At 59.2% G+C, this 26373-nt stretch carries 23 protein-coding genes; 11 read left to right on the forward strand and 12 right to left on the reverse strand.

Going from position 1 to position 26373, the window contains the following annotated elements; translation table 11 throughout:
• Positions 1-146 precede the first annotated feature (146 nt).
• From K8B33_RS13485 to kdpF, 6 genes are all read right to left on the reverse strand, one after another.
• Positions 147-872, reverse strand: coding sequence for a response regulator (locus tag K8B33_RS13485; protein WP_223427406.1), 726 nt, complete (start codon positions 870-872; stop codon positions 147-149).
• A complete protein-coding gene (locus K8B33_RS13490; RefSeq protein WP_223427408.1) occupies positions 869-3547 on the reverse strand; it encodes a sensor histidine kinase in 2679 nt (892 codons plus the stop codon). Before K8B33_RS13490 ends, K8B33_RS13485 begins: the two co-directional genes overlap by 4 nt.
• Positions 3544-4146, reverse strand: coding sequence for a potassium-transporting ATPase subunit KdpC (kdpC, locus tag K8B33_RS13495; RefSeq protein ID WP_223427411.1), 603 nt, complete (start codon positions 4144-4146; stop codon positions 3544-3546). The genes K8B33_RS13490 and kdpC overlap by 4 nt, the downstream gene beginning before the upstream one ends.
• Positions 4147-4158: 12 nt before the next feature.
• Positions 4159-6177 (reverse strand): potassium-transporting ATPase subunit KdpB, encoded by a 2019-nt coding sequence (gene kdpB / locus K8B33_RS13500; RefSeq protein WP_223427414.1) that lies wholly within the window; start codon positions 6175-6177, stop codon positions 4159-4161.
• A 13-nt stretch (positions 6178-6190) separates the two neighbouring features.
• Positions 6191-7903 carry a potassium-transporting ATPase subunit KdpA gene (gene kdpA / locus K8B33_RS13505; protein ID WP_223427416.1) on the reverse strand — a complete coding sequence of 571 codons (1713 nt, stop codon included), beginning with the start codon at positions 7901-7903 and terminating at the stop codon, positions 6191-6193.
• A gap of 79 nt (positions 7904-7982) precedes the next feature.
• Positions 7983-8069 (reverse strand): K(+)-transporting ATPase subunit F, encoded by an 87-nt coding sequence (kdpF, locus tag K8B33_RS16260; protein ID WP_223428015.1) that lies wholly within the window; start codon positions 8067-8069, stop codon positions 7983-7985.
• A 254-nt stretch (positions 8070-8323) separates the two neighbouring features.
• On the opposite strand from kdpF, the gene K8B33_RS13515 reads away from it, so the two are divergent.
• Complete coding sequence (locus tag K8B33_RS13515) at positions 8324-9454, forward strand: oxygenase MpaB family protein (protein WP_223427418.1); 1131 nt, start codon at positions 8324-8326, stop codon at positions 9452-9454.
• A 3-nt stretch (positions 9455-9457) separates the two neighbouring features.
• On the opposite strand, the gene K8B33_RS13520 is transcribed toward K8B33_RS13515, so the two are convergent.
• Together K8B33_RS13520 and K8B33_RS13525 are read right to left on the reverse strand one after the other, a co-directional pair.
• Positions 9458-9751, reverse strand: coding sequence for a helix-turn-helix domain-containing protein (locus K8B33_RS13520; RefSeq protein ID WP_223427419.1), 294 nt, complete (start codon positions 9749-9751; stop codon positions 9458-9460).
• A gap of 2 nt (positions 9752-9753) precedes the next feature.
• Positions 9754-9945, reverse strand: a complete 192-nt coding sequence (locus tag K8B33_RS13525) for a type II toxin-antitoxin system RelE/ParE family toxin (protein WP_223427420.1) — start codon at positions 9943-9945, stop codon at positions 9754-9756.
• A 146-nt stretch (positions 9946-10091) separates the two neighbouring features.
• On the opposite strand from K8B33_RS13525, the gene K8B33_RS13530 reads away from it, so the two are divergent.
• The 8 genes from K8B33_RS13530 to K8B33_RS13565 all read left to right on the forward strand — a co-directional run bounded on the left by K8B33_RS13530 (position 10092) and on the right by K8B33_RS13565 (position 17691).
• Positions 10092-10310, forward strand: coding sequence for a hypothetical protein (locus K8B33_RS13530; protein WP_223427421.1), 219 nt, complete (start codon positions 10092-10094; stop codon positions 10308-10310).
• Between the two features lie 161 nt (positions 10311-10471).
• A complete protein-coding gene (locus K8B33_RS13535; RefSeq protein ID WP_223427422.1) occupies positions 10472-10699 on the forward strand; it encodes a hypothetical protein in 228 nt (75 codons plus the stop codon).
• A gap of 105 nt (positions 10700-10804) precedes the next feature.
• Positions 10805-11146 carry a TIGR01244 family sulfur transferase gene (locus K8B33_RS13540; protein ID WP_223427428.1) on the forward strand — a complete coding sequence of 114 codons (342 nt, stop codon included), beginning with the start codon at positions 10805-10807 and terminating at the stop codon, positions 11144-11146.
• 107 nt (positions 11147-11253) lie between these two features.
• A complete protein-coding gene (locus K8B33_RS13545) occupies positions 11254-13458 on the forward strand; it encodes a CHASE domain-containing protein (protein ID WP_223427432.1) in 2205 nt (734 codons plus the stop codon).
• A 32-nt stretch (positions 13459-13490) separates the two neighbouring features.
• Entirely contained in the window at positions 13491-14399 is a 909-nt protein-coding gene (locus K8B33_RS13550; protein WP_223427434.1) for a haloalkane dehalogenase, read from the forward strand.
• Complete coding sequence (locus K8B33_RS13555) at positions 14396-15769, forward strand: ribonuclease J (RefSeq protein ID WP_223427437.1); 1374 nt, start codon at positions 14396-14398, stop codon at positions 15767-15769. Before K8B33_RS13550 ends, K8B33_RS13555 begins: the two co-directional genes overlap by 4 nt.
• 339 nt (positions 15770-16108) lie before the next feature.
• Entirely contained in the window at positions 16109-17209 is a 1101-nt protein-coding gene (locus tag K8B33_RS13560) for a 3-deoxy-7-phosphoheptulonate synthase (RefSeq protein ID WP_223427439.1), read from the forward strand.
• A gap of 98 nt (positions 17210-17307) precedes the next feature.
• Positions 17308-17691 (forward strand): energy transducer TonB, encoded by a 384-nt coding sequence (locus K8B33_RS13565; RefSeq protein WP_223427440.1) that lies wholly within the window; start codon positions 17308-17310, stop codon positions 17689-17691.
• A 24-nt stretch (positions 17692-17715) separates the two neighbouring features.
• Here K8B33_RS13565 and K8B33_RS13570 read toward each other — a convergent pair whose 3' ends face one another.
• Positions 17716-18519 (reverse strand): SDR family NAD(P)-dependent oxidoreductase, encoded by an 804-nt coding sequence (locus tag K8B33_RS13570; RefSeq protein WP_223427441.1) that lies wholly within the window; start codon positions 18517-18519, stop codon positions 17716-17718.
• A 155-nt stretch (positions 18520-18674) separates the two neighbouring features.
• Between K8B33_RS13570 and K8B33_RS13575 the strand changes: the two genes are divergently transcribed.
• Together K8B33_RS13575 and K8B33_RS13580 are read left to right on the forward strand one after the other, a co-directional pair.
• Entirely contained in the window at positions 18675-20465 is a 1791-nt protein-coding gene (locus K8B33_RS13575; RefSeq protein ID WP_223427442.1) for a VRR-NUC domain-containing protein, read from the forward strand.
• Positions 20462-22882 (forward strand): ATP-dependent DNA helicase, encoded by a 2421-nt coding sequence (locus tag K8B33_RS13580; protein ID WP_223427444.1) that lies wholly within the window; start codon positions 20462-20464, stop codon positions 22880-22882. The genes K8B33_RS13575 and K8B33_RS13580 overlap by 4 nt, the downstream gene beginning before the upstream one ends.
• Here K8B33_RS13580 and K8B33_RS13585 read toward each other — a convergent pair.
• The 3 genes from K8B33_RS13585 to K8B33_RS13595 are packed head-to-tail and all read right to left on the reverse strand — an operon-like array spanning position 22869 to position 26266.
• Positions 22869-24491 (reverse strand): flavin-containing monooxygenase, encoded by a 1623-nt coding sequence (locus tag K8B33_RS13585; RefSeq protein WP_223427445.1) that lies wholly within the window; start codon positions 24489-24491, stop codon positions 22869-22871. The two genes, K8B33_RS13580 and K8B33_RS13585, sit on opposite strands and share 14 nt — an antisense overlap.
• 17 nt (positions 24492-24508) lie before the next feature.
• Positions 24509-25435, reverse strand: a complete 927-nt coding sequence (locus tag K8B33_RS13590) for a ferritin-like domain-containing protein (protein WP_223427446.1) — start codon at positions 25433-25435, stop codon at positions 24509-24511.
• 39 nt (positions 25436-25474) lie between these two features.
• Positions 25475-26266: an SDR family NAD(P)-dependent oxidoreductase gene (locus K8B33_RS13595; RefSeq protein WP_317846234.1), complete on the reverse strand. Its 792-nt coding sequence runs from the start codon at positions 26264-26266 to the stop codon at positions 25475-25477.
• Positions 26267-26373: the final 107 nt, after the last annotated feature.

Here is a 26373-nt window from a genome sequence, read left to right on the forward strand (position 1 = left end):
CCCGGGGCACCATGACCCCAAATTACAAATCGATTACCCGCTGAGGCCATAATGGTCCAGCCTACGCAGCCGAACGAGGCCAATAAGAAAATTAAACTAACAAAAACAAATACTTATGAATTTTTAAAGGCAGCCCGTAGCGTTGCTCAATCGCAAACTGCTACAAACCGGTAACCTACCCCGGGCTCCGTCTGAATGTAATGTTGTTCCGTTGGATCATCCCCCAACTTATGTCTGAGCCTCCCAATCAGAACACGCAAGTAATGGGTATCCCGGACGTGCGTCGGCCCCCAGATATCTTTCAAGAGTTGAGACTGCGTGACAATTTTTCCAGACGCCAACATCAGCGCCTGCAAAACAGTGAATTCCTTCGGGGTTAGCCTGATCAGCTTGCCATTGACCGAGACCTTGCGCATCGACAGATCGATATGCAGCACACCATTATCAAAAATCGCAGAGGGATCTACTGAGACTCCGTCGTCGCGTCTATTGTTGCGCAGCTGCGTCCTCACCCGTGCCAGAAGCTCATCCACCCCGAACGGCTTGGTCACGTAATCGTTAGCGCCCAAATCAAGAGCTTTTACCTTCTCCAACTCCCTATCCCGGACTGAAAGTATAATGACAGGCACCGCAGACCATTCACGTACCGCCTCAAGCAAGTCCGTGCCATCCATATCCGGCAGTCCCAGATCCAGAATAACAAGGTCCGGGGAGTGCCTGGCACATAAAGCAAGACCGGTTTCACCATTCTCGGCCTCCAGCAACTCATAACCTTCAGTTTTGAGGCTGATGCGAAGGAAGTGCCGAATCTGTGGCTCATCATCGACGATCAGGATGCGCGGCTTCTCCCGCACTGCACCTGTATCATTCATTCAAGCGATTCTCGATTGGCTTCATGTTCCGGTGATTCTACCAGAGGGAGCACAATTTCGATCACGGCACCCCGATTGTCAGTACCGGCCAATGCCCGAATACGCCCACCATGCGCAGCAATCATGCCATGGCAAATAGCAAGGCCGAGACCACTGCCATGGGGCCCACGATCCCCCTCTCCCCCCGTAAAGAACATATCGAATACCCTGTCACGCTGTTCTTCCGGGATTCCGGGTCCCTCGTCAGAAACCGCGATGATCAATTCGCCGCCGGCTTCACGAGCATGGATACGCAGCGTTGACCCATCAGGAGCGAACTTGGCAGCATTCTCCAATACATTCACCAATGCCTGCTCGATAAGAGCAGGATGAACAAACAGCAAGGGTAGATTGTCAGCGACATCCCGCTCTACCCGGAGCTTTGTCATTAAACCCCGGGTACGCCTTAACGCCGAAGAGAGAATATCTGTCAGAGCTATCCAATCCCTCTCAATTTTCAGCGTTCCGTGACCCAGCTTGGTCATATCGAGTAAGTTGCGTATGTATCGGTCCAACCTCTCACCTTCACCCAGAACAGAATCCAGCAAACTCACCCTGTCCTCCTCGGAAAGTCGGTCTGACATAGATTTCAAGGTGCTCGCGGATCCGATCATAGATGCCAACGGCGTCCGAAGATCATGTGATATCGAGGAAAGCAGAGCAGAGCGAAGCCGCTCTGTTTCTTCGGCCACCCGTGAGGCGGAAAGATTCGCAGCAAGCTGGGTTCGGAACCAGGCCAATCCCAGTTGATGAACATAGACACCAACAGAAAGGCCTCGATAATACTCCGGTGTCATATCATCCACCCACAACCCAAGAACAGCGCACACCTTGCCATCCGCTTCAATCGGCTCAAAGCGCCAACACTGGCCGCTCAAGGTGTCCGAGAACGCACCACTGGGTTTCCCATTACGCATCGCCCAGTCAATAGCCGAGCAAGCGCCTTCGCTGAGGGACCTCTCTGCTCCCCGATGCGCAACCACCTCCAAGGAGTCATCATCCGAGTTACGCTGCACAATAACGAGTGGCACTTTAAGTTGAGAAAAAAGTGCATCCGCTGCTTCTTTCTGGACCGATATAATATCTGGCGCAGAAGCCAGGCGACGAGTAAATTTCAGATGGGAATCCGTCAAATTATTTGACGCGCGAAGCATATGAATCTGATCACGCAGTCTTCCGGCCAGATTTCCTCCAATAATCGCTATAATCAGGAAGAACATCACGGTCAGAATTTCATCCGTGTCAGTCATGTTAAACGTAAGGCGCGGCTCCGTGAAAAAGAAATTGTAAGTAAGAAAACTGACCAGCGCTGTAAATAGCGCTGGCCTTATGCCAGTTCGCGCAGCGACCCAAAGAACTGCTGTCAAAAAGACGAGGGAAAGATTCCCAAGGGGAAGTACGTCCTGCATTCCCATAGCAACACCAGTCGCCACTGCGACGCTCGCAACTGACCAGGCATAGCCGCTCTTGCCACTACCTGAAGAAACATTTTCGAAAATTCGTTGGCGCTGCTTTCTGGGAACCGGAATAAAAGTAACCTCGAACGCCTCCGCGCGCCGCATAAGGTATCGGCTCGTGGATTTTCGAAAATGCCACCAGCGATTATGGGAGCGCCCAAGGATTAGCGTTGTAACGTTCTGATCCCTGGCGAACGCCAGAATTTCCTCAGCCACATTGTAACCACGAAGCGTTGTCACCTCGGCGCCCAACCTGGATGCAAGCTCGAAAACTTTCTCCAGACGTTGGCGCTGCTCCGGCCCTGTGCGGCCATTATCGACAGTAACAACCGTCCATGGGGATTTCCGACGATCCGCTATTCGCCGGCCAGCCCGAACCAGCGCTTCACCTTGCCCGGAACAATCGACGGCAACCAGCATCCGAGATCTGATATGCCAAGGCCCCTCGATACCACGAGACTGCATGGTTTCGCGCAGATCTGCATCCAGACGTTCAGCGATTGTCTGGACAGCCAGCTCCCTTAGTGCGGAAAGATTCGAAGGAGAAAAGTAGCCCTCCATCGCTGCACGAGCCTGTTCAGGCACATAGACCTTCCCCTGCCTCAGGCGCTCAAGGAGTTCAGAAGGGGTAAGATCAACGAGTACGATATCCCTCGCCATCTCAAGGATTGAATCAGGTACCGTCTCCCGCATACGTACGCCGGTGATACCTGCAACAACATCAGACAGGCTCTCCAGATGCTGAATGTTCACAGCTGTCCAGACGGTTATACCGTGATCAAGAAGCTCCTCAATATCCTGGTATCGACGCGCATGGCGTGTGCCAGGAATATTTCGATGGGCAAGCTCATCCAGCAACAACACGTCAGGATTTCGCTTGATTGCCGCGTCAAGATCAAATTCAAGGAACAACTTTCCTGAATAGTCAACTTCCTTTGCCGGCAGCTTCTCAAGCCCTTCCGTTAAAGCCAGCGTATCCTTGCGCCCGTGGGTTTCGGCGACCCCGATAACAACATCAACACCGTGCCGGCGGAGCTCATGGGCTGCCTGAAGCATCTGATAGGTTTTGCCAACCCCCGGTGCCGCGCCTAAAAATATCTTCAGGCCGCCACCCGCCTCACGCTCCTGAGTCTTCAGGAGCGCATCGGGGTTGGGACGATGCTCGTCGCCTTGGTTCAATCCAGAAACTCCTTGCCATCTAATGCCAGATTAATGCGCAGAACGTTGACCCTTGGCTGCCCAAAGATTCCCATTGTCGGGCCCTCTGTATACTGCGCGATAAGATCGTTGACGTTCGATACCGGTATATCTCGAGCTGTAGCCACGCGCATTGCCTGGAGCTGCGCTGATTCCGGTGATATATGAGGATCTATACCGGAACCTGACGCCGCAAGTAAATCCACCGGCACCGATTCAACCTCAACACCTTCTCTGTCCGCAATATCTCGTGCATCTTCAGCCACGCGAGCTCTCAGATCCGGATTGCTGGCCGCATAATTTGAGCCGCCAACCGAGAAAGGATCATAATCCGCCGCCGAAGGCCTCCCGTGAAAGTACTTGGCAGCTTTGAATCTCTGGCCTACCAATTCGGAACCAACAATGTCGTCGTCAATAACAATCAGGCTTCCGGTGGCCTGATGAGGGAACAGCATGCCCCCGACCGTAGTTACCAGAAAAGGATACAGCCCACCGCATAGCAAGACAAAGACGAGCGCAGCTCTTGCTGCTGAAAGCCACGATGCTGAGCGATATACGGATCCAGTATTTGAATCAGCCATTTCACTATCCCCTTATAGTACAACTGTGAGCATGAGGTCTATTGCCTTGATAGCTGGAAAGGGAAGCAACAGACCGCCAACTCCAAAAATCAGTAGATTTCGTCGTAACAGCTTCGTAGCACTCGCAGGCTTATACCGAACTCCCTTCAAGGCGAAAGGTATTAGCGCGGGAATAATCAGAGCATTGAATATTGTCGCAGCCAGGACCGCGTTCACGGGGTTAGACAAGTTCAGAATATTCAGCGCGCCAAGTGCTGGCAAGCTGACAACAAATAGAGCCGGCAGGATGGCAAAGTACTTTGCTACATCATTAGCGAGCGAGAACGTTGTCAGCGCGCCCCTGGTTATAAGTAGCTGCTTGCCAATTTCTACTATATCCAGCAGTTTCCCGGGATCTGAGTCCAGATCAACCATATTGGCGGCTTCACGCGCGGCTTGTGTACCTGAGTTCATGGCGAGCCCCAGGTCCGCTTGTGCCAGGGCCGGAGCGTCATTGGTGCCATCGCCAACCATGGCCACGAGGCGCCCTTCTGCTTGCTCCTTCCGAATGATTTCCAGCTTCTGCTCTGGTGTAGCTTCAGCCACGAAATCATCAACACCAGCCTCAGCTGCTATGGCGGCTGCAGTTATCGGATTGTCGCCGGTGATCATCACCGTCTTCACTCCCATTTCCCGAAGCTTTGCAAACCGATCCTTGATGCCCGGTTTGATGACATCCGATAGCGCAATAACGCCCAGAACGCGGTTGCCTTCAGCGACAACCAGAGGCGTTGCGCCATTCTTGGCTACTCTCTCGACCAGGCGATCCGCCTCTTTCGGATAGTACCCACCACTTTCCGTCACCAGCTTGCGGATGGCATTGGTTGCGCCCTTTCGCAGAACTCGACCGCCAGACATGTCCACCCCTGACATTCGAGTCTTCGCAGAGAACTCAACAAAAAGCGCGCCCTCCTCAGCAACGGTGTCACTGCCCATATCGCGCGCCAGCGTAACCACGGACTTACCCTCAGGTGTTGGGTCTGCCAGTGATGTGAGAAGCGCTACATCCCTGAGGACGTCAGACTCCACGCCCGGAACTGGCTCAATCATCGTGGCTCGCCGATCACCTAAGGTGATGGTACCTGTTTTATCCAGAAGAAGAGTATCGATCGATCCGGCAACTTCAACTGCTTTACCAGACTTGGCGATAACATTCGCGCGCATTGCGCGGTCCATTCCGGCAATACCTATAGCAGGCAGCAGCCCCCCGATAGTCGTAGGGATGAGACATACCAGCAGCGCGACCAGCACCGAGAAAGAGGGAGAGGACTCCACAAAGCCAGCGAAAGGCACCAGTGTCACCACCACGATCAGAAAAACCAGAGTCATGGCGGCAAGCAGCACTGAAAGTGCAAGCTCGCTAGGCGTCTTCTGACGTTTCGCGCCCTCTACCAAAGCAATCATACGATCAAGCAATGAGTTGCCTGGATCAACGGTCACCTCTATTACAATATCGTCAGAAAGAACCTTGGTTCCGGCACTGACGCCGCTATTATCTGTACCCGCTTCTCTGAGCACGGGAGCAGATTCGCCAGTGACTGCTGATTCATTAATCGTTGCAGCTCCTTTGACAATCTCGCCATCAGCCGGAATAAGTTCGCCGGGCTTGACCAGCACCCTGTCACCTTTGCGAAGCTCCTGAGCTGACAGCTCCTCCTCACGATCACCGTTGACTTTTCGTGCTTTCAGCTCTCTTCGTGTTGCCTTGAGGGCACCGGCTTGGGCTTTACCACGGGCCTCAGCTACAGATTCAGCTGCGTTAGCAAAAATTACCGTGAAAAGCAGTATAGCGCTGATAGTAATATCCAGAGCAGCAGGTTCGCCCTGTATCAGGTGAACGACACCCAGAAAACCCGTCACCAGTGTACCAATGCCGACAACCAGCATGACTGGATTACGTGCCAGGTTTTTCGGAGACAAGCGCTTGATGGACTGGCGCAAGATACTGCCAGCGTCCAGCGAGTCGGTCTTCTTCAGTGTTTCGCTTGACATGCTCGTTCTCCCATCAAGACATCAGAGCCAAAGCTTCAGCAATCGGGCCAAGGATCAGCACCGGCATAAAGCTCAGCAAGGTAAACATCACAATCACTGCCAGTGTCATCAGGCCGAAGGTGGCGGTATCAATGCCCAGACTTCCGCGCCCCTCAGGAGCAGAGCGCTTGGCGGCAAGCGATGCCACAATTGCCAGAGGTGCAAGGATTGGAATGAAACGACCAAGAGCGAGGTTGACTGCACAGGTGACGTTCCACCATATCGAGTCATCATTCAGGCCCTCAAACCCCGAGCCATTATTAGCAAATGCTGAGGTATACTCGTAGATAACCTGGCTTATGCCATGAAATCCAGGATTGGAATTTCCCGTAAGAGCCGGAAAAGCAACCGTGACGGCGCTGAATCCAAGAATGAGCATTGGCTGAATAAGCAAAGCGATACAAACCAGTTTTATCTCTTTTGTCTCAAGTGGCTTCCCGGCTATCTCCGGCGCGCGACCTATCATCAGCGAACCAAGGAATGCAGCGAGCAACAAGAAAAGGAAGTAGCCAATCAACCCGACACCTATGCCGCCAAAGGTGACATTGATGAACATATCGACCATCGGAACCATACCGCCGATGGGATTGAAGCTGTCATGCATACCATTCACGGAGCCATTGGAGGTCTGGGTTGTCCAGCTGCCCCATAATGCCGTTGCGGTAGCGCCAAAACGTACTTCTTTTCCTTCCAGGTTCGGGCCATCAGCAGCCAAGCCCGAGAATGCAGCGTTGGGTTGATTTTCTGACCAGATCGCGACAGACGTAAGTGATACGGACATGACTACCATTACGCCCATGATGACTTGCGCAAGTCGCCGACGCCCGGTCAGAAAGCCGAGCGCAAAGACCAGCGCTGCAGGAATCAGTACAATCGATACTGTCTGAACGAAGTTGCTTACCGGCGTTGGGTTCTCCAGCGGCACGCTGGAATTCGGTCCATACCAGCCCCCACCGTTTGTCCCTACCTGCTTAATCGCAACCATCGGCGCAACTGGTCCGATAGGTATGTTTTGTTCGTTCATCTCAGCGGTCTGATCCAGCGGGGTGATGGTACGTGCGCCCTCATAGCTGTTAGGGACACCCTGAGAGGCCAGGACCAGCGCAACCGCAGTGGCTACAGGAAGCATTACTCGAACGATTGCTCGTGTAATATCCTCGTAGAAGTTCCCCACAGATACCGTGCCACCTGCCGAAGGCTGAACATTCTTGCCTGAGCGTCCGAGCAAGGTGCGAACAATCGCCACCAATGCCGCCATACCTGCCGCTGGTGTGACCACCTGAAGCGTCACAATTCCGAAGGTATGCGCCAGGTAGCTCAGTTGTGCCTGTCCAGAATAATGCTGCTGGTTAGTATTGGTGAGAAATGAGACGGCAGTATGTAAGGCCAGATCCCAACTCATCCCATCAATATTATCCGGATTCAGAAAAAGAATGCCTTGAGCCATCAGAAGACCGAACACAATTAATGCCAGCACAAGGTGTAATTTGAGCAAGGCCTTTCCATAGCCCTGCCAGCTCATCGGTTCAGATGGATTGACACCCAGAAGACTGTAAATTGTGTTCTCGAAAGGCAGGAATATCCTACTTCCCGCCCCGGCGCCATCACTAAAAACAGCCGCAATATATTTTCCCAACGGCCATGCCAGCAGGAGCGTGACCGCATAAATTATAATTACCTCATTCACAGTCGCTCCTCCAGATCAATGAACAAGAAGCACAAGCCAAAAAGGCCAAGAATTATGCCAACGCCGATCAGAGCCATGGTCAGAACCTCTCGGGCCATAGCAGCGCAGCAACCAGATAGGCGCCAACTGCGAGTGAAACGACAAAAAGGAAAGTAGACACGCTCATGCTCCTTCGGTGAGTGTGTCTGCATATTGCGCGGATGAGGCGTAAAAATTCGATGGCACAAACCGGGTTTCAGCGTAAAAATCGCGTTAAAAACTGCGGCCTTGGGCATTCAGAGCACCAACGGCTATGCCCCAGTTGTTATACAAGAGTGAATCGCTTGTATAAACTCGCCCTGACTGGTTAGTCATCAGGTTTCGGCGCCCGTATGATCAGGCATAGCACCTGAAAACTGCACCCCGGGACAGGAGACCATCATGACCGCCAGCGCTGCCGCCCCGACCACCACATCCAAGGCCAGCACATCCGAGCCCGAGCCCCGCTACAGCGACGCGTTCATGAACCGCATGCGCCAGACCGGCGACCCACTGGCGGATCAGGTGGCCGCACAGCTCCAGCGTCACCTGCCCTCGCAGATGCTGGACGAAGTGATGCTGCGCGCCGACCGCGAAGGCGGGATATTCCAGGACTTTCTGGATTACTCCTGGACCGTGCCGGACTGGGTGGACTGGCACCTGATCGACCGCGCCGCCCGTGTGCAACTGGCCTTCGGCCAGACCCGCGGCGTGGTGCTGTTGGTCGGCGGCCTCGCCGAAGGCGCCGGACTGAACAAGGCCTCCGAAGTGCTGGCCGCCACCGGCCGCTTCAAACCGGAAAAAGTCATCAAGCGCCTGTACGAAACCGGCCAGATGACCCACAACAGCCAGGCCCCCAACGGCCTGCGCCCCGGCGGCCCCGGCCATCGCACCATCATGGAAGTGCGCCTGCTGCACGCCATGGTGCGCCGCCATCTGTTGAGCAAGGGCTGGGATAGCGCCCAGTTCGACCACCCCATCAACCAGGAAGACATGCTCTTTACCATCATCGAATTCAACCACCTGGCGGTGCGCGGCATGGCCCGCCTCGGCGCCACCCTGAGCCGCGAAGATCGCGAAGCCACCCATCACTTCTGGCGCTATGTGGCCTACCTCAACGGCGTGACCGATGAATTCCTGACCACCAGCCCGGAAGACGAAGCCCGGGCCTACGACCGCATCATGGAACGCGAACACGAGATCAAACCCATCACCGTCGAGCGCGTGCACGAACTGATCACCGGCACCGCCGGGAAGCCCCCCATGTACCTGCCCGCCGGCATGCTGTTCGAACTCTGCGCCACCTGCCTGGGCGAAGAACGCGCCCGGCAATACCAACTGCCCCGCTCACGCATCTGGCAAGCCGTCATCAAGATGCTGACCGTCAACAACCGCCTGCAAACGCGGCTGCATTATCTGGTACCCGGGTTGGGGCGCGTATTCGGGGCCTATAACTTCCGGCTGACGCACAAGATGTTGACGGCGAATATCGAGGCGGAAGTGGAGAAGCGGGCGTTTCGATGTATTGCGTGAGATTTATGCAGCACTCTTTCCGACTGGCGCCACCTTCATTTCCACATGAAAACCGGCCCGGGAGGCGATGGTAACCAGAGCATCCAGGCTGAACTTCTGGATCTTTCCATTCATCAGGTAGGACACGCGCGGCTGCGTCAGGCCCAGCCTCCGGCCCGCTTCCGTGCCTGTCAGATTCTGTTGCCGGATGTATTCACTCAGGCATTGCATCAATGCACTACGCAGCTTCATGTTCTCTGCCTGCTCCGGCGTGTCCTCCAACGCATCCCAAACGCTGTCGAATTCCTGATTGCCCATGATCATTCTCCCGGTAGGGTCCTGAAACGTGCCCTTGCCTTGTCGATATCCGCTTTCGGCGTTTTCCGTGTCTTCTTCTGAAAGCAGTGCAACACGTATACCGCCTCCTTTCGTGTGGCCAGATAAATGACCCGAAAGGCTCCACAATCTCCCAACACCCTGATTTCGCAAACACCGGGCCCGATTGTCTTCATCGGCTTCCAGGCTGGAGCCCATAAACCGGATCTTCTTTCGGCGAAATCTCATCCTTGAGACTCATATCAAATTTGATATAAAGAGAGTATACCCAATTCGATATAAGCGCAAATGCCGCAATCATGCCTGGGTCAAGCCTCCCGAGATGATTGAAAAACTGTATGCCGTCGTAGCCGCCCTTATAGGCCCATATCCAGTCACGGCAGTGACAGCACTTCACCGGGGGGATATGTACTCGCCAGCTGCGATCAGTACGCCGGTTGCCAACCTCGAAGCTCAGCAGCACATGGAGGCTTTCAAGCCGCAGCAGCTCACATTTCTTTATGATATCTTTCTTGACGATTTTAAGGTTTTAGCGGTATAAAACGCTCCTTGGCGATTTACACCTGCCTGATTCGCCTCTTCACGTTTTATTCATTTTTACTTTTCAGTTACCGGGGAAACGGCGCTTTCCTGCCCTGCTTTCAATGTCGTGGCACGCCGTTTTATTAGCGAACACCTACATAAACACGCAAAGACCATTTTATGGCCATAGTTCTGGATAACCTTACCGTACCGCAATTAAGAGAAGTGATTGCTGACGCCGAAGTATTGCTGCGCAAGCGCCGTGAGCAGCAGGCACGTGAACTGGAAGCCCAGACGCGGGCCCAGGCTCAAGCCCAGGCGCAGGCTGCTGCACCGCGCACCATTGATCGCTCGCGGCTGGGTGAAGGCCTGCGCCGGCAGAGCAAGGGCGACAGCCACGCAGGCTGATTCTCCGCCGGGATCGATGTGCTGGCAGCCCCCCTGCCGCTCTCCTACAATGATTCGCAAGCTGGCCGCACCGGGCAGCAGGCAGCATTCATTGACGGAGCGCTTATGGACACCCCGATCACGCAACACACTGATGACTTTGCCACCTGCGGGCAGATTACCGCTGCGGATATCGCGCTGTTCGCCGAGCAGGGCTTCCGCACGTTGATCAATAATCGTCCGGATGGTGAGGGCGGCGCGGCGCAACCACTCAGTGAAGAGCTCGCCAGAGCGGCTGCCGAGGCTGGCATTGCGTTTGTGCATCTGCCGGTGGTGCCGGGCCAGATCACGGCCGAGCAGGCGTCTGCGATGCGCGACATACTTGCCGAGGCAGAAAAGCCGGTACTGGCGTTCTGCCGCTCCGGGGCACGCTCCACCAACCTGTGGCAATTGGCCGGCGGGCGCTGAGCCGGTGACGGCGACGCCCAATGGTGGCAGACTGCAATCATCACAAGCGCCTCGGGCCGTAGAATCAGGGGCCGCAGGGTAAGGACGCGCCCCACGGGAATTGCTGCATGGGTTCTGACATCTCCGGAAAGCCCTCTGGTGCCACAGGCTGGGCCAGTAACCATGCCTGGACCGTCACGGTCGTGGCGTTGCTGGTGTCAGTCATGGTGGTGGTGCTGGTCTGGCACCAGATGCACGAGCAGGGCCGTGAGCAGGCACGCCGCGAGTTCAACTTGCTCAACAACAACACGGTCGCCGAACTCGAAAGCCGTATGAACGACTACAAGCAGGTGCTGCGTGCCGGCGCGGCCCTGCTCGAATCCCGAGACGAGACCAGCCGCGAAACCTGGCACCGGTTTATCGAGCGCCTGGCCCTGCCGGAGCACTACCCGGGCTTCCTCGGCGTAGGCGTCAGCCAGATCATCACCCCCGAGGCACTGGCCGACCACGAGGCCGCCGTGCGGGCCGAGGGCTTCCCGGATTATCAGATCCACCCCGTCGGGGATCGGGCGCGCTATACCAGCATCATCTATCTGGAACCTTTCTCAGGCCGCAATCTGGCGGCCTTCGGCTACGACATGTATTCCGATCCCGTGCGCCGGGCAGCCATGGACCTGGCGGTCAGCAAGAACGCGGCGGTGCTCTCCAACGCGGTGACGCTGTTGCAGGAACCCGATGCCGACATACAAAGCGGGGTACTGATGTATCTCCCCTCTTATCACCCGGATATGCCTCTCAGTTCGGTAAGTGAGCGTTGGCAAGCCTTGCGGGCGTTTGTTTACAGCCCCTTTCGCATGGACGACCTGATCACCGGCACACTGGGCGCCCTGGATGAGCTGGTGCATTTCGAAATATATGATGGACTGGTGCTGACAGACTCGACGCGCATCTATCGGTCCTGGCAGGGCGACGAGACTTTGCAGCCGGATGCATTGCAGGAAACACTGCTGCTGCCACTCCACGAGCAGATCTGGACCCTTCGCTTCTACAGCACCCCCGCCTTCTCCAGGGCATTTATCCAACCTCGAGAATCTGTAACGCTGGTGATGGGCCTGATCCTCTCTTTGATGTTGGCCGCCATCATCTACACCCTGGCCACCCGGCGCCAGCGGGCAGAGATGCTGGCCGAGCAAATGACCCGCGACCTGCGCGATACCGAGCAGGCTTTGCGCCTGAACCAGGAGCGCCACCTGCTGGCCATGGACTCCTCGTCCATGGGCACCTGGAGCTGGAACCTCAGCACTCGGCTGATCACCTGGGACGTTCAGCTGGCGCCCCTGTTCGGGCTCAAATCCAGTGATTATTTCGATGGCACACCGGAGGCCTTCATGATGCTGTTGCACCCGGGCGACCGTGACCGTGTGCGCCAGGAGCTCAACAGTGCAGCCGCGAACCGCCATGAATATGACACTGAGTATCGCGTGATCTGGCCGGACGGCACCTTGCGTTACGTCGCTTCCCGAGCGAGGGTCATGGAGAGCCCCGGCGGCAACGACCTGATGATGACCGGCACTTGCTGGGACGTCACCGAGAAGCGCCGGGCGCAGGTGATGAAGCAGGAGTTTGTTTCCACGATCAGCCATGAGCTGCGCACGCCTCTGACCGCCATTTCCGGTGCCATGGGGCTACTGCTAGGCGGCGCGCTCGGCTCGCTGCCGGACCCTGTGCAGAACCTGATTCGCATTGCCAATGAAAACAGCAAGCGCCTGCTGCATCTGATCAATGACCTGCTGGATTTCGAGAAGCTGGATGCGGGCAAGCTGGAATTCCATTTCGAAAATCAGGACGCCAGAGCGTTGCTGATCAATGCCCTGGAAGTGAATGAGTCCGTGGCAGCCCGCCACCAGGCCAGCCTGGTCTTGCGCTGGCACCCGGCCACCACGGTATGGATCAATGTGGACGCCATGCGCTTCCAGCAGATCATGGCCAATCTGATCTCCAATGCCGCAAAATACTCGCCGCCGGAAGGGCTGATCACCATCAGCGCCGACGTCAGCGGCGGCCGCCTGATCATCGCTGTCGCCGACCAGGGCAAGGGCATCCCGGATGCGTTCCAGGGACGCGTATTCGAACGCTTCGCCCAGGCCGACAGCTCGGATACCCGCCGCGTCGGGGGCACTGGCCTGGGGTTGGCAATCTGCCGGGAACTGATCTCCCATATGGGCGGCAGCATCCGCTTTGACAGCACCGACCAGGGCACGACTTTTTATATCGACCTCCCGGTTGTGCTCCGCATCCAGGACAGCACCACGCTCGACGCCCAGCGACCGTAATCCGTACATCCCTCACGACGGAGGCAAACCCCATGCAGGCCCTGCGCACCCCCGATGCATGCTTTGAAAATCTGCCCGGCTACGACTTTGCGCCACATTACCTGACCGTGGATGACACGGAGGGCGGCGAGCTGCGCCTGCATTATCTGGACGAAGGCCCCCGTGACGGTGCCGTTGTGTTGATGCTGCACGGCGAGCCGTCCTGGTCGTTCCTGTATCGGAAGATGATCCCCATCGTCGCCGCTGCGGGCTATCGTGTGATCGCCCCGGACCTGATCGGTTTCGGGCGCTCGGATAAACCCACGCGCCGCGAGGATTACACCTACCAGCGGCATGTGGACTGGATCCGCGCCCTAATCACCGGGCTGGCACTGGAAGACATCACTCTGGTGTGCCAGGACTGGGGCGGCCTGATCGGCCTGCGCCTGGTGGGCGAGCACCCGGAGCGTTTTGCCCGGGTGGTGGCGGCCAACACCATGCTGCCCACCGGCGATCACCATCCCGGCGAGGCCTTCCTGAAATGGCAGCAGTTTTCCCAGAGCGTGCCGGTGTTTGCCACCGGCAATATCATTCAGGGCGCCACCGCCACTGCGCTGTCTGCCGAAGTGATTGCCGGATACGATGCGCCCTTCCCCGATGAAAGCTACAAGGAGGGCGCCCGCCAGTTTCCGACGCTGGTGCCCACCAGCCCGGAGGATCCCGCCTCAGCCGCCAACCGCGCCGCCTGGGAGGTGCTCAAGCGTTTCGACAAGCCGTTCCTCACTGCCTTCAGCGACAAGGATCCGATTACCGCTGCGGCCGCACCGGTGCTGCGCAAGCTGATTCCGGGCTGCGCCGGGCAGCCACACACCACCATCGAGAACGGCGGGCACTTCCTGCAAGAAGACCAGGGCGAAGCACTCGCGAACGTCGTCGTCGATTTCATCGCCGGGACAGCATGACGCCCGAACAGGACGACCTCTGGTTCCTGCCGCTGGGCGGTTGTGGCGAAATCGGCATGAACCTCAATCTGTACGGCCATGATCATCAGTGGCTGATGGTGGATTGCGGTGTCACCTTCTCCCGCACCGGGCAACCGGATCATTTCGGTGCCGACGTGCAGATGGCGGACCCGGCGTTTATCAGCGAGCGCCGGGAGCAACTGGCCGGTCTGGTACTGACCCATGCCCACGAGGATCATATCGGCGCCGTCGCCTGGCTCTGGGACCGGCTGCGCTGCCCCGTTTACGCCACCCGCTTCGCGGCAGAAGTGCTGCGCCGCAAACTGGCAGAAACCGGGCTCAGTGGTCAGGTGCCGATTATCGAAATTGCCGCCGGCACCACCCATCAGGTGGGGGTGTTCACGCTCACCTGGCTGGACCTGACCCACTCCATCCCGGAACCCAATGCGCTGATGATCCGCACCGCCGCCGGCAACATCTTCCACACCGGCGACTGGAAACTGGATGCCGCGCCGGTGATCGGCGCCGGGTTTTCAGAGCAGGCGTTCAGGCAGCTTGGCGATGAAGGCGTGGATGCGATGATCTGCGACTCCACCAATGCGCTGGTGACCGGCCACTCGGGTTCCGAAGGCAGCCTGTATCGCGGGCTGCTGGCGGCCATCGCTGATGCACCGGGGCGCGTGGTGGTGGCCTGCTTCGGCAGCAACATTGCCCGGCTGCATACGTTGGCAACCATCGCCACCGAATCCCGACGCTACATGGGCCTGCTGGGCCGTTCGCTGGTGAACATGGTATCCGCCGCTCGCGCCACCGGTGTCTGGGAAAATGACACCGTGCCAATCCAGCCTGCGCATCTGGGCTATCTGCCGCCGGAGGAAGTGCTGGCGGTCGCCACCGGCAGCCAGGGGGAGCCACGCACCGCGCTGCACCGGCTGGCCGTGGATGCACATCCGGACCTGACGCTGGCCCCGGGGGATCGGGTGATTTTCAGCTCACGCGTCATTCCCGGTAACGAGGAGGCGGTCGCCAGCCTGATCACCCGGCTACAGCAGCGAGGCATTGATGTCGTGACGGCCGAGGACAGCCCCCGGCCGATCCACGCTTCCGGCCACCCCGCCAGCGAGGAGCTGCAAGCCATGTATCAGTGGGTGCGGCCCAGGCTGGCCGTGCCGGTGCATGGCGAGCCAGCGCACATGCAGGCCAATGCACAGATCGCCCGGGCGAGCGGCGTGCCACGGCAGCTGACGGGCCGCAACGGCGACCTGTTCATGATCGCGCCGGTCGCCGGCATTCGCCGCAACGCGGTCAGCACCGGCCGGTTGGGCGTCGTGCAGGGCCAGTTGAAACCGCTGGATAGACTGCCGCTATGACATTCATGCGGCACACAGACATGACACTGTCATCAGAATCGGGTTACTCTTCTTTTCATTACTCGAGGACATTTTCATGCAACGCCTGACGGTACTCCGAAACGCATTACACCCACGCAGCCGCCACACCTCGGCCACGTCAGCGTGCGCGTTCCGTTTTTATGGCTATTGGTTCAGCCACCGGCGCGCCTGACACCCCCGCAGGCGCCCCGGTAAACAGGGACGCCTGACCGAACATCCAAGAACCCCCGGTCGGTCCGTCCCCCGGGGGTTTTTATTGCCCGGCTGTCACCGGGCTGGAGCACCAACGGTAAGCAATAACAGGAAAGGATAGTGACCATGAGCGCTTCCCTGCACTCAGCAACATCACACTCGACATCACACGCAACATCACACACAACAACATCAGCAGCACACGGCATCCGTCACAGCCTGCGCCTGCCCAGCATCGCCGAGCTACGCGCCCGGCTGCCACTGTCACCGGCACTGAGCCAGCAGATCCAGCGGCACCGCGATGCCGTGCGCGCCGTGCTGCGCGGTGAAGATACACGCCTGCTGGTCATCGCCGGGCCCTGCTCGCTGCACGACCCCGCCGCCGCACTGGATTACGGCGCGCGCCTGGCGGCACTGGCGGACGAACTCCGTGATTCGCTGCTGATCGTCATGCGAGCCTACATCGAAAAGCCGCGCACCACCGTGGGCTGGAAAGGCCTGATCTACGATCCGCATCTGGACGGTAGCCACGACATGATCGCCGGGCTGGACGTGTCCCGGCGCCTGTTACGGGATCTCGCCGGGCTGGGCCTGCCACTGGCGACCGAGTTGCTGCACCCGATGGCCGCCGGCTATGTCGACGACCTGCTCAGCTGGGCTGCCATCGGTGCCCGCACCACCGAATCCCAGGTGCACCGGGAAATGGTCAGCGCCCTGAATCTGCCGGTGGGTTTCAAGAACAGCACCGATGGGTCGGTGAGTGTGGCCGTGGATGCCATGGGCGCGGCGGCACACGGCCATCGGCATTTCGGCGTCGATGCCCAAGGGCATCCGGCCATGCTGGAGGCGGCGGGCAATCCTGATACGCATTTGGTGCTGCGCGGCGGCAACGACGGTCCCAACTACGATGCCGCCAGCCTGGCCCGGGCGCAGGCCGCGCTGGCACAGGCCGGCGTCAACCCGCGCTTGCTGGTGGATTGCAGTCACGCCAACAGCGGCAAGAATCCCGACAATCAACCGGCGGTGCTGCGCGCGCTGCTGGCCCAGCGCCGCGCCGGGCAGCAGGCGATTGCCGGCGTGATGCTCGAGAGCCATCTGCAACATGGCCGGCAGTCCGCCGACCCATCCAGCCAGGGGAATCTCGTCTACGGCATGTCGATCACGGATGGCTGCCTCGGCTGGGACAGCACAGCAGCTTTGCTGCGGGAGATCAGTACGCAAGTGTGAACATGCGCCGCCAGCTTGTGACCTGCGGGGGTGTCTCGGACGCCCCGGTGCAGTAAAGTCTTGAGCAGCCTTCACACATACGGACATACGGAGCCATGATGAAACTGCTGCCCCTTGCCTTGCTTGCACTGCTTACGCTGGTTGTCAGCGCCTGTGTCACGGTCGTGGATGAGCCAGCGACTGCCCCGGCCACATCCCCCGCGACGCCAGAGCCCACCCTGGCCGTGCCGCCGCAGGTGCGGGAGAACCCGGTGAACTATCCGCCGCAAGCTGATGGCGAACGGGGCACCGCGATGGTGCAGGTGATGGTGCTTGCCAGCGGCCGCACCGGCGATAGCGTCCTGGTGCAGTCGGCCGGATCTGAGATCCTTGATCGGGCAGCGCTCGACAGCGTGCGCCAGTGGCGCTTCGCCCCGGCCCGGGATACCGAAGGCCAGCCGATGGACATGGCGACGGTGGTGTCCGTGGTGTTGCGGCCCTGATGCGGCCCTGATCCGGAAAGACAGCTACTTTTCCAGCTTCTTTTTCAGTCGCCAGTCCATCAACCGGAACAGCGGCTGGGTGTAGCGCGTCGCCGGCCCCGGCAGCGCCGCCAGCACCACGCTGCCGACATTGCCCAACGGGCGAGCGATGCGCGCCGGCTTTTCGCGGACGGCTTTCACCAGCCAGTCCGCTGCCGCATCGGTATCCATCATGCGCATGTGCTTGTAGATCCGCGTCTTGTTCGACATCGGTGTGCGCACCATGGGGAAATGCACCACCGTCACATCAATGCCCTTGTGGCCCAGCTCCGCCTGCAAAGAGCGCGAGAAGGATTCCAGCGCTGACTTGCTGGCCAGATAGGCGGAGAACAGCGGGATCGGCACCTGGGTCGACATGGTGGAGATATTCACCACCTGCCCCCGACCCTGCTCCAGCATGCGCGGCAACAGCTTCAGGGTGAGCCCGACGGCGCCCAGGTAATTGATCTGGATGGTCCGCTGATAATCGTGCAGCCGGTCCAGTGCTTCCTCGATCGGCCGCCGGATGGAGCGTGCTGCGTTGTTGATCAGCACATCCACCCGGGCATGCTCCGCCAGAATCGCCGCAGCACATTCATTCAGTTGCGCTTCATCGGTGAGATCGGCGGGATAAATCCAGACCTTGCCACCGGCGGCGTCGATCTCGGCCTTCACGGCGCTGAGCTGCTCGCCATCGCGTGCTACCAGGCACAGTCGCGCCCCCGCGCGGGCCATCTTCTTCGCCGCCACCGCGCCGATACCGCTGGATGACCCCGTCAGTACAATCGTCTTGCCCCGCAGATGCGTCATGGATGCGCTCCGTCCTGCTCGTTATCGTGTTTTCACTGTCATGGCGATCTTACAGTGCCGCAGCCTGCCCGCCCGGGCTCCCCCTGTCTTGACCTTTCGCGTCGGCCGGACGCATCACGCTTGGTCTGGGAGGCCGAGCCGGATAACATGGCCATATGGACAGTACTCAAGACCAGACTCATGTTGGGCCACCCACCGCTGCTGCATCGTCGACCTTTGCCGCGCCATTGGCAGACCCGCTTTATTACCTGCGCAATTTCGGCCGCCTGCTGGCCTGGGTGGCTGTGCGCTATGACGACCTGCTCAATGATACCGAACGCGCCTTTGTCAGCGACTTCAACGCCCTGCCGGAGGCCAGCCAGGGGCTGCTGGTGCGGCTGGTCATGCGCCGTGGCGCGCTGTTCCGCCGCAGCCGTATCACCTACCCGGAGCTGGGGGATATCGGGGTGGGCGCCGCCCCGCTGCTGGCACTCGGTTGGCTCGGGGAAGACCCCGAGCTGGATGCTGAAACGCTTTCGGCGCTGATCACCCGCCCGGAGCTGCAATCCCTGCTCGCCGAAACAGACACCTTGACGAAAGCCACGCTGCGACAGGCGCGCAAGCCCGTGCTGGCGGACGCCCTGGCTGCGCAGCGTCCGGGCGACCACCGTTTCAGTGACTGGTGCGGGGCGGCGGGTGCCCCCGCTGCCAGCCTGGCCCGCGACCGGCTTTTCTCGCTGACAATCATGCCCCTGTGCGAACGTCTGCGGCTGATGTTCTTCGGCAACCTGTATCAGGACTGGTCCACCTTCGTGCTGACCGAGCTCGGGCACCAGCGCTTTGAGCCGGTACCACTGACACAGGACAGCCGCGCCTTTACCTGCCGCAGCGATATCGACACAGCGCTGGCGCTGCATCAGTGCCGGGAATCGCTGGAAGCGGGTACCGCGCCTGAGGACGTGGCCGCGCGGATGCCGCCCGCACCGACGCTGTCCTGGCTACAGGCGCGCCATGACCGGCTGCGCTATCTGCTGGGGCGACAGTTCGAGCGCGTCGGTAATCACCAGGCCGCACTCGATTGTTATCACCCCTCTGCGCTGCCAGATGCGGCCATACGTCGTATCCGTGTGTATGAGCAGTCTGACGCGGCCGACGCCGCGCTGGCGCTGGCATGCGAGGTGCAGGCGCAACCGCCCAGTGAGGAAGTGGCACTACAAGTGCGGCGCATGCTGCCGCGCCTGTATCGCAAAGCCGGGCAGTCACGCCCCTCACCGGAAAAGGAAGCACAGGAAGAGCCGGCAATTGCAACAAGAACGCTGGCGCTTGACCAGACACCCGATACACGGGTGGAGCTGGCAGTACAGGCACACCTTGATGCAGAGATGCCGGGCAGCCGTGTGTACTACCTGGAGAACGCGTTGTTCAGCAGCCTGTTCGGGCTTCTGTGCTGGCCTGCGATATTTGCCCCGTTGCCGGGCGCCTTTTTTCACCCGTTCCAGAGCGGCCCGGCCGACTTGCGGCACAACGATTTCGCCCGGCGGCGCCAGGCGTTGTTTGATGCCTGCCTGGCGCCGCTTGCCTCGGGGCAAGCGTCAGATGAGCATCGTGGCATCATTATAGAGCGTTACCGCAAGCATCACGGTACCCAGTCGCCGTTTGTTTACTGGGGCGCGCTCAGTGAAGCACTCCTCGACGAAGCCCTGGCGTGCATTCCGCCAACGCATCTGCAACATATCTTTCAGCGTATGCTGGCATCACCGGAGCGACATCGTTCAGGCTTTCCCGATCTGATCCGTTTTTTTGCCGAAGAAAATCGTCAAGGAAGCCGCTACGAATTGATTGAGGTAAAAGGCCCCGGAGACCGCCTCCAGGACCATCAGCAACGCTGGCTGACTTTTTTCGCACACCATGGCATACCTGCTTCCGTTTGCCATGTGGTCTTTCCTGCGGAAAGCCAGCAGCCATGACGCAGACCGTCAACCCCCATTACTACATTGGCGTACGCGCCCTGTGCGAATTTACCGCCAAACGCGGCGATCTGGACCTGCGCTTTACGCCCTCACCCAACGCCCGTGAGGGGATCGCCGGCCATCAGCTGGTCGCCAGCCGACGCGGTGACGATTACGAGACAGAGATCGCGCTGCACTGCACCCGCGCCTTGCCACCATCAGACGCGATGCATACCGACACGGAGGTTGCGCACACACTCACCGTGCGTGGTCGAGCGGACGGCTACTGCCCCACCGACAATCGTCTGGAAGAGATCAAGACGTTTCGCGGCGACCTGAATCGGCTACCCGCCAATCATCGTGCATTGCACTGGGCACAGCTGCACTGCTATGGCGCGCTGTTCTGCAACAGCCGCAATATCGAAGAGATCACCCTGGCGCTGGTGTATTTCGATGTGGTGCGGCAAACCGAAACGCTGATCAGCGAAAGCTGGCACCGCACGGCACTCAACGACATTCTGGCGCGCCACTGCGATGACTTCGCCCGCTGGGTGGTGCAGGAAATCGCGCACAGGCAAACGCGCAATGCCGCACTCGCGCAACTGGCGTTTCCCCATTCGCATTTTCGCACCGGCCAACGCGCGCTGGCCGAGGCGGTGTATAAAAACCTGCACCAGGGGCGCTGCCTGATGGCACAGGCGCCCACCGGCATCGGCAAAACGCTGGGCACACTGTTCCCGGCCCTGAAGACGCTGACCACCTGCCAACGGGACAAGCTGTTCTTTCTCACCGCCAAGACACCGGGGCGACAACTGGCCCTGGATGCGCTGACGACACTGGCAGATAACGCCGACGATGCAGCAGGCCTGCCGCTGCGCACACTCGAGCTGGTCGCCCGGGAAAAATCCTGTGTCTATCCCGAGCTGGCCTGCCACGGTGACAGCTGCCCGCTGGCCAAGGGGTTCTATGATCGCCTGCCCGCCGCACGTGCTGCCGCGGCGGTTGCGGGCAGGCTTGATCAGAGCGGCCTGGCAGCCGTCGCGCACGCGTATGAAATCTGCCCCTATTATCTGGGCCAGGAAATGGCGCGCTGGAGTGATGTGGTGGTGGGTGACTACAACTATTACTTTGATGTCGGTGCCCTGCTGCACGGGCTGACACGCGAGCATGACTGGCAGGTGAGCCTGCTGGTGGATGAGGCCCACAATCTGCTGCCCCGCGCCCGCAGCATGTACACCGCGACGCTGGATGAAGCACAACTGGCACGGCTTGCCCGTCACGCACCGAAGCCGCTGAAAAACAGCTTCTCTCGGCTGGAACAGGCCTGGCAAACCGTCAACCTGCTGCCTCGCGGCGACACTGATCTGCAAGGCACTGGTCCGCAAGGTGCTGATCCGCAAAGCGCTTACCGACTGTTCCCGGAGCCACCACCGGTGCTGATGTCTGCGCTGCATAATCTGGTCAGCGCCATCACCGACTACCGCAATGATCACCCGGATGACACCCGTGGCGCCTTGCTGGACTTCTACTTCGACGCGCTGCATTTCTGCCGTATTGCCGATGCGTTCGACGAACATTACCTGTTCGACAGCAGCGCACTGACCGTCGAGGAGATGCCGGCAGGCGATGACCTGCTGCAAGGCCTGGGCGATGACGGCGACCGCACGCGACTGTGCCTGCGCAATCTGGTGCCCGCACCGTTCATCACGCCACGCCTGAAGGATGCGGCGGGAGCGGTGCTGTTTTCTGCCACACTGAGCCCGGCGGCATTTCATGCCGACTTGCTGGGTATGCCAGAGGGCACCCGCTGGCTGGATGTGGAGGCACCGTTCAGTGCCGAGCAGCTGCGCGTCTCGCTGGTCCCGCAATCCACGCGCTTCAACCAGCGCGCGGCCTCGATCGCCCCCATCGCCGCATTGATTGCACGACAGTTCGCCAGCCAGCCTGGCAACTATCTGGCTTTTTTCAGCAGCTTCGATTATCTGGAAGCCGTTGCTGATTTTCTCGCCACGCATTATCCGCACGTGCCACTGCACCGGCAGAGCCGGAGTATGCCGGAAGCGGCGCGCCAGCAGTTTCTGGCGCGGTTTACGCAGGATAGCGCGCATGTCGGCTTTGCCGTGCTCGGCGGGGCTTTCGCGGAAGGCATTGATCTGCCCGGTGCACGCCTGATCGGCAGCTTTATCGCCACCCTCGGCTTGCCGCAGTTCAACGAGATCAACGAACAGATGCGCGCCCGTGTGGACGCGCTGATGCCGGGCAAAGGCTATGACTACACCTATTTTTATCCCGGACTACAAAAAGTCATTCAGGCAGCGGGACGTGTTATCCGCACACGAGAAGACCAGGGCGTGGTCTTTCTGATCGACGATCGCTTCAGCCGGCCTGAAGTCCGCACCCTGTTGCCCGCGTGGTGGAAGCTTAATTGGCAATAATCAACTCATAGTCGTCCAGATCCAGATCTGCCATCTGTCTGGCGAACTGGGTGGCAAAACCCGGATACATGGTAGCATTGAAGCCGTCTTCGGTCAGATACCAGCTCTTGCACCCTGAATTCCAGTTGGTCTTCGCCAGGCGCTTCTGAATCGCCTCATTGTGAGCAGCTTGTGCATCCGGCTTCACGTTCAACGCCTTGAGATTGCCGTCACGCAATGCCCGAATGCCCCGCACCGCGTAATCAATCTGCGATTCCATATACACCAGCGCCGAGTTATGCCCCGGGCCGGAGTTCGGACCAAACGTCATGAACAGATTCGGGTAGCCGGAGACATTGATGCTTTTGTAGGCCTGCGCGCCCCGCGACCATTCCTCATTGAGCTGCCGACCGTCGATACCAGAGACCGGGAACGGCGTTCCGGAATGCGATACATCAAACCCGGTGGCAAACACAATGCAGTCGAACTGGTGCTCGATACCTTCTACCGTGCGGATGCCCTTCTCGCTCAGGCGCGCAATCGGCCAGGTGATCAGTTTGCAGTTTTCTTTCTGCAGTGCCGGATAGTAATCGCTGGACATCAGGACGCGCTTGCAGCCAATGCGGAAATCCGGCGTCAACTGTCGGCGCAACCACTTGTCCTTCACCTGAAAACGCAGATGCGCCTTGCCGATGCGCTCAATCAGGCGCGTCAGCGGTGAGTTCCAGATAATGCCCAAGGCCATGGATTCGTGGAACATGAACAACGCTTTGCGCATGGCATCCTGGCTGGCAGGAAAGCGCCGGAACAGGCCGCGATTCCAGTCCGGTGTCTGGAAGTCCGGGCGCGGCAACACCCAACCCGGCGTGCGCTGGAATACCTTGACGAAACCCGCTTTCTTGACCAGCTCGGGAATGATCTGGATGCCACTGGCGCCGGTGCCGATGACCGCCACCCGTTTGCCGGTGAAATCGTAATCATGGTCCCACATGGCGCTGTGTATCTTGTGGCCCTGGTATGTGTCGATACCCGGCATGTCAGGCAGGCTGGCGTTGGACAGCGGGCCCTGTGCCATGATCACAGAGCGGCCTTCGAATACCTTGTCACCCGTGACCGCGCGCCACAGACCCTGCGCCTGGTCGTAGCTGAGGCTCGCCACGTTCTCGTGGAACCGGATCAGCGGGCGCAGATGGTAGGTATCCGTCAGGTAATGCACGTACTTGAGAATTTCCGGCCCGCCGGAAAAGCTGCGGGACCACTCCGGATTCTGCGCGAACGAAAACGAGTACAGATTCGAGGGGATATCGCAGGCGGCCCCGGGGTAGGTGTTGTCACGCCAGGTACCGCCCACATCACCGGCACGCTCGAGAATGACGACATCCTCGATGCCTTGCTGACGCAGACGAATGGCCGCGCCCAGGCCGGCAAATCCGGCACCGATAATCAGCACCTCACAACGGGCCGCCACTTCATCTTTCCGTGCGCGGGCCTTGCTCGGGGCTTTCTTTACGGCCGCCGACTTCACAGCACGGGGCTTGGCAGCAGCAGGCTTGCGCTTGGCGGCGGGCTTGCTCGCTGCTTTCTGCTGCGGCTTTGCGCTATCCGTTTCTGTACGCGTTTCTGTACTCATAGTCATGCTCTTTCCGATCAGGCCGAGGGGCGATAGGTGAGTTCTTTCACCCAGGACGGCACGGCAGGCAGTGCGCGTTTCGGGATGTAACCTGTCAGTTTGACCATTGCATCCACCGGCACGTGGTAAATCCTGTTGCTGCGATTCACGACGAACTTCGCATGTTGGCGAATGATCTGGAACCAGGGGTTGGATCGCCCGTCAGCGGTACGTCCGCCAATCTTTTCGAACTTTTCCATGGCGGCATACAGCTTCTCTTCCGGCAACCCGAGCTCGACAATGTTGTCGCGCATTTTGTTCAGCAGCGGGAAGTAGGAGGCAATGCCCAGCAACAGGCGCGGATCAAGCAATGGCGCCAGCATTTTGACGGTCTTGATGTAGGTCGCACCGTGGCCCTGCATCTCCATCACGCTGAAGCCAACACCCAGGTGCCGTGACTCATCGTCATTGATCTTTTCGAAGGCCTGATGACAAACCGGGTCATCCACCGTATCCAGCAGGAATTTGCACAAGGCGCCGTCGAGGGCGATCTCGAGCATCGGCACGACGGTGCCCAGGACATAGAGCGGCATCTCGTCGGCATAGCGATCCAGCCATTCGATGACCAGGCGCAGATTGATGTTCGGCTCCGGAATTTCATCACCGTCCAGCATGCCCCAGCGCTTCATCAGCGCCATCTCGGCATTGGCATGGCGCTGTTCTTCCGCGTGGAAGTAGCTGTAGATTTCTTTCAGCGTATCCGTAGGCGCTTTTTTGGACATCGCCGCAAACGCGCGCGCGCCCACATGCTCGATCCACATCAGATCGGCCATGAATTCTTTCAACTTGGGCCACTGCTCTTCGGTAATCATATCGGCGCCCGGCGCATCCCAGTCGATGTCTGACAGGGACCATTGGGTGCTCTTGATTTTCAGCAGCATTTTATCCAGATCGATACTCGCCATGGTGTTCTCCGGTAAGGCTCTGCAATCAAAGCTCTGTCATCAAAGCCTGGCAGTAGCCAGACGACTCAGCAGGCCCGCGCCGCGGGTATAGGTCGCGGGAATAAAGCGCTTGGCGCGCCAGATCATGCGTGCATCCAGTTGCGGCAATACATACAACTCGCCGCGATCCAGTGCGTTGAGCGTCTTGGTAACAACACCGTCTGCCGAGACACCGGTCCAGGCGACGAGCTTGTTCATCAGCGGCGTGGCCGACGCATCAATGCGCCCGGCCTGAAAGATGTTGGTCTTGACTACCGTCGGGCACAGCGCCGTGACGGACACACCGGTACCCGCTGTTTCTGCCGCCAGCGTTTCCGACAGCGCCAGCACGGCAGCCTTGGTCAGGTTGTAAGGCCCCATCATCGGCGCGGCCGCAAAACTGGCCGTGGAGCAGACGTTGATGATGCCGCCACGCCCCAGCGCCCGCAGCTTTGGTGCGAACACATGACAGCCGTACACCACACCCCACATATTGATCCCAACGGTCCATTCCCAGTCGGCCATGGATATTTCGCCGATGGGTTTGCCGCCCACACCCACGCCGGCATTGTTGATGACCAGATCTACCGGGGCCTGAAGCAGGCGCTCGGCCTCATCAGCCATCTGCTGTACGGCGTCCAGGCTGGTGACGTCACAGTGCAGGGCCCAGGCCCGGCCACCCGCCGCTTCAACCTGCGCGACGGTTTCTTGCGCGGTCTCCAGATTGATGTCCGATACCACAACAGCACCGCCGCGGCGCGCGATCTCCAGCGCGAAGGCCCGGCCAATACCGCTGCCCGCGCCAGTCACCACAGCATTGGCACCTTGAGAGGGGCCCTGAGCAGAACCGAAAGGGTGTGGGAGCTTGATTCCAAACATAGAGACGCGGCCTGTTGTTGACGTTGATCGTTACATCCAGT

It is taken from the genome of Alcanivorax limicola (assembly GCF_019931215.1).
Lineage (GTDB): Bacteria > Pseudomonadota > Gammaproteobacteria > Pseudomonadales > Alcanivoracaceae > Isoalcanivorax > Isoalcanivorax limicola.

What these genes read in the sequence shown, in the direction of transcription:
- K8B33_RS13550 (WP_223427434.1), top strand. Translation starts at nt 13,491, where the DNA reads ATGCAGGCCCTGCGCACCCCCGATGCATGCTTTGAAAATCTGCCCGGC.
- K8B33_RS13590 (WP_223427446.1), bottom strand. Translation starts at nt 25,435, where the DNA reads ATGGCGAGTATCGATCTGGATAAAATGCTGCTGAAAATCAAGAGCACC.
- K8B33_RS13580 (WP_223427444.1), top strand. Translation starts at nt 20,462, where the DNA reads ATGACGCAGACCGTCAACCCCCATTACTACATTGGCGTACGCGCCCTG.
- K8B33_RS13570 (WP_223427441.1), bottom strand. Translation starts at nt 18,519, where the DNA reads ATGACGCATCTGCGGGGCAAGACGATTGTACTGACGGGGTCATCCAGC.
- kdpC (WP_223427411.1), bottom strand. Translation starts at nt 4,146, where the DNA reads ATGGCTGATTCAAATACTGGATCCGTATATCGCTCAGCATCGTGGCTT.
- K8B33_RS13585 (WP_223427445.1), bottom strand. Translation starts at nt 24,491, where the DNA reads ATGAGTACAGAAACGCGTACAGAAACGGATAGCGCAAAGCCGCAGCAG.
- K8B33_RS13535 (WP_223427422.1), top strand. Translation starts at nt 10,472, where the DNA reads ATGGCCATAGTTCTGGATAACCTTACCGTACCGCAATTAAGAGAAGTG.
- kdpF (WP_223428015.1), bottom strand. Translation starts at nt 8,069, where the DNA reads ATGAGCGTGTCTACTTTCCTTTTTGTCGTTTCACTCGCAGTTGGCGCC.
- K8B33_RS13485 (WP_223427406.1), bottom strand. Translation starts at nt 872, where the DNA reads ATGAATGATACAGGTGCAGTGCGGGAGAAGCCGCGCATCCTGATCGTC.
- K8B33_RS13515 (WP_223427418.1), top strand. Translation starts at nt 8,324, where the DNA reads ATGACCGCCAGCGCTGCCGCCCCGACCACCACATCCAAGGCCAGCACA.
- K8B33_RS13520 (WP_223427419.1), bottom strand. Translation starts at nt 9,751, where the DNA reads ATGGGCAATCAGGAATTCGACAGCGTTTGGGATGCGTTGGAGGACACG.
- K8B33_RS13540 (WP_223427428.1), top strand. Translation starts at nt 10,805, where the DNA reads ATGGACACCCCGATCACGCAACACACTGATGACTTTGCCACCTGCGGG.
- K8B33_RS13525 (WP_223427420.1), bottom strand. Translation starts at nt 9,945, where the DNA reads ATGAAGACAATCGGGCCCGGTGTTTGCGAAATCAGGGTGTTGGGAGAT.
- K8B33_RS13545 (WP_223427432.1), top strand. Translation starts at nt 11,254, where the DNA reads ATGGGTTCTGACATCTCCGGAAAGCCCTCTGGTGCCACAGGCTGGGCC.
- kdpB (WP_223427414.1), bottom strand. Translation starts at nt 6,177, where the DNA reads ATGTCAAGCGAAACACTGAAGAAGACCGACTCGCTGGACGCTGGCAGT.
- K8B33_RS13530 (WP_223427421.1), top strand. Translation starts at nt 10,092, where the DNA reads ATGATTGAAAAACTGTATGCCGTCGTAGCCGCCCTTATAGGCCCATAT.
- K8B33_RS13565 (WP_223427440.1), top strand. Translation starts at nt 17,308, where the DNA reads ATGAAACTGCTGCCCCTTGCCTTGCTTGCACTGCTTACGCTGGTTGTC.
- K8B33_RS13560 (WP_223427439.1), top strand. Translation starts at nt 16,109, where the DNA reads ATGAGCGCTTCCCTGCACTCAGCAACATCACACTCGACATCACACGCA.
- K8B33_RS13555 (WP_223427437.1), top strand. Translation starts at nt 14,396, where the DNA reads ATGACGCCCGAACAGGACGACCTCTGGTTCCTGCCGCTGGGCGGTTGT.
- K8B33_RS13575 (WP_223427442.1), top strand. Translation starts at nt 18,675, where the DNA reads ATGGACAGTACTCAAGACCAGACTCATGTTGGGCCACCCACCGCTGCT.